Origin of the sequence: Sinomonas mesophila, from assembly GCF_001999765.1 — a bacterium.
Lineage (GTDB): Bacteria > Actinomycetota > Actinomycetes > Actinomycetales > Micrococcaceae > Sinomonas > Sinomonas mesophila.
Genome location: NZ_MTIC01000045.1, coordinates 1 through 2789 on the forward strand (window position 1 = coordinate 1; position 2789 = coordinate 2789).

The 2789-nt window shown below is 60.2% G+C and carries 1 rRNA gene; it reads left to right on the top strand.

What is annotated here, in order from left to right:
* A 23S ribosomal RNA gene (locus BV907_RS18000) occupies positions 1 to 2760 on the top strand; the annotation flags it as partial.
* Positions 2761 to 2789: the final 29 nt, after the last annotated feature.

The window sequence follows — 2789 nt, forward strand, 5'->3', positions numbered from 1 at the left end:
GAGTGCAGGAGTGTAGGCGAACGGTCTTGAACGGCCGGCCGGAGAGGGTGTGAGTCCCGTAGCCGGAACGCTTGTCTGCCGCCCTTGCGGATGTCCCCAAGTAGCACGGGGCCCGAGGAATCCCGTGCGAATCTGTCAGGACCACCTGATAAGCCTGAATACTACCCGATGACCGATAGCGGACCAGTACCGTGAGGGAAAGGTGAAAAGCACCCCGGGAGGGGAGTGAAACAGTACCTGAAACCGTGCGCCTACAAGCCGTCAGAGCCTCCAGGTGGGGTGATGGCGTGCCTTTTGAAGAATGAGCCTGCGAGTTAGTGCCATGTCGCGAGGTTAACCCGTGTGGGGGAGCCGTAGCGAAAGCGAGTCTGAACAGGGCGTTCAGTGGCGTGGTCTAGACCCGAAGCGGAGTGATCTACCCATGGCCAGGTTGAAGCGACGGTAAGACGTCGTGGAGGACCGAACCCACTTCAGTTGAAAATGGAGGGGATGAGCTGTGGGTAGGGGTGAAAGGCCAATCAAACTCCGTGATAGCTGGTTCTCCCCGAAATGCATTTAGGTGCAGCGTTGCGTGTTTCTTGCCGGAGGTAGAGCTACTGGATGGCCGATGGGCCCCACCAGGTTACTGACGTCAGCCAAACTCCGAATGCCGGCAAGTGAGAGCGCAGCAGTGAGACTGCGGGGGATAAGCTTCGCAGTCGAGAGGGAAACAGCCCAGACCACCGGCTAAGGCCCCCAAGCGTGTGCTAAGTGGGAAAGGATGTGGAGTTGCCCAGACAACCAGGAGGTTGGCTTAGAAGCAGCCACCCTTGAAAGAGTGCGTAATAGCTCACTGGTCAAGTGATTCCGCGCCGACAATGTAGCGGGGCTCAAGCACACCGCCGAAGCCGTGGCAGTGACACGTGCACCCTCCCTCCGGGGCAGGGGTGTCGCTGGGTAGGGGAGCGTCGTGCGGGCAGCGAAGCCGCCGAGTGATCGAGCGGTGGAGGCCGCACGAGTGAGAATGCAGGCATGAGTAGCGAAAGACGGGTGGGAAACCCGTCCGCCGGATGATCAAGGGTTCCAGGGTCAAGCTCATCTGCCCTGGGTAAGTCGGGACCTAAGGCGAGGCCGACAGGCGTAGTCGATGGACAACGGGTCGATATTCCCGTACCGGCGAAGGACCGCCCATGCCGGACAGCCGATGCTGACCGCCCAACCCCCGCACCGGGATCCCTTCGGGGAGCCCACCGCGGGGCGCGCGCGGGACCCAGAGCTGCGAGGCAAGCGTATTAACAGGTGTGACGCAGGAAGGCAGCCCGGCCAGGCGATGGTTGACCTGGTCCAAGGACGTAGGGCGCGCGGCAGGCAAATCCGCCGCGCACGTGCCTGAGATCCGACGGGACCCCCTCGCGGGGGGATCGGGTGATCCTATGCTGCCGAGAAAAGCATCGACGCGAGGTCCCAGCCGCCCGTACCCCAAACCGACACAGGTGATCAGGTAGAGAATACCAAGGCGATCGAGAGAATCACGGTCAAGGAACTCGGCAAAATGCCCCCGTAACTTCGGGAGAAGGGGGACCCCGACCCTGAACACCACGCGCTGGTGGGAGGGGACAAGGGTCGCAGAGACCAGGGGGAAGCGACTGTTTACTAAAAACACAGGTCCGTGCGAAGTCGCAAGACGATGTATACGGACTGACTCCTGCCCGGTGCTGGAAGGTTAAGAGGACCCGTCAGCTCTCACGAGCGAAGCGGAGAATTCAAGCCCCAGTAAACGGCGGTGGTAACTATAACCATCCTAAGGTAGCGAAATTCCTTGTCGGGTAAGTTCCGACCTGCACGAATGGAGTAACGACTTCCCCGCTGTCTCGACCGTGAACTCGGCGAAATTGCACTACGAGTAAAGATGCTCGTTACGCGCAGCAGGACGGAAAGACCCCGAGACCTTCACTATAGTTTGGTATTGGTGTTCGGAGCGGCTTGTGTAGGATAGGTGGGAGACTGTGAAGCGGGCACGCCAGTGCCGGTGGAGTCATCGTTGAAATACCACTCTGGTCGCTTTGGACATCTAACCTCGGCCCGTGATCCGGGTCAGGGACAGTGCCTGATGGGTAGTTTAACTGGGGCGGTTGCCTCCCAAAGGGTAACGGAGGCGCCCAAAGGTCCCCTCAGCCTGGTCGGCAACCAGGTGTCGAGTGCAAGTGCACAAGGGGGCTTGACTGTGAGAGAGGCATCTCGAGCAGGGACGAAAGTCGGGACTAGTGATCCGGCGGCTCCTCGTGGAAGGGCCGTCGCTCAACGGATAAAAGGTACCTCGGGGATAACAGGCTGATCTTGCCCAAGAGTCCATATCGACGGCATGGTTTGGCACCTCGATGTCGGCTCGTCGCATCCTGGGGCTGGAGTAGGTCCCAAGGGTTGGGCTGTTCGCCCATTAAAGCGGTACGCGAGCTGGGTTTAGAACGTCGTGAGACAGTTCGGTCCCTATCCGCTGCGCGCGCAGGAAATCTGAGAAGGGCTGTCCTCAGTACGAGAGGACCGGGACGGACGAACCTCTGGTGTGCCAGTTGTACCGCCAGGTGCACGGCTGGTTGGCTACGTTCGGATGGGATAACCGCTGAAAGCATCTAAGCGGGAAGCCCGCTTCAAGATGAGATTTCCACGGACTTCGGTCCGGGAGGCCCCCAGCAGACCACTGGGTTGATAGGCCGGACGTGGAAGCAAGGACCAAAGACTTGCGAAGCCGACCGGTACTAATAGGCCGACAACCTCACAACACACCACCCCACCGGGGTGGCACCACGAAG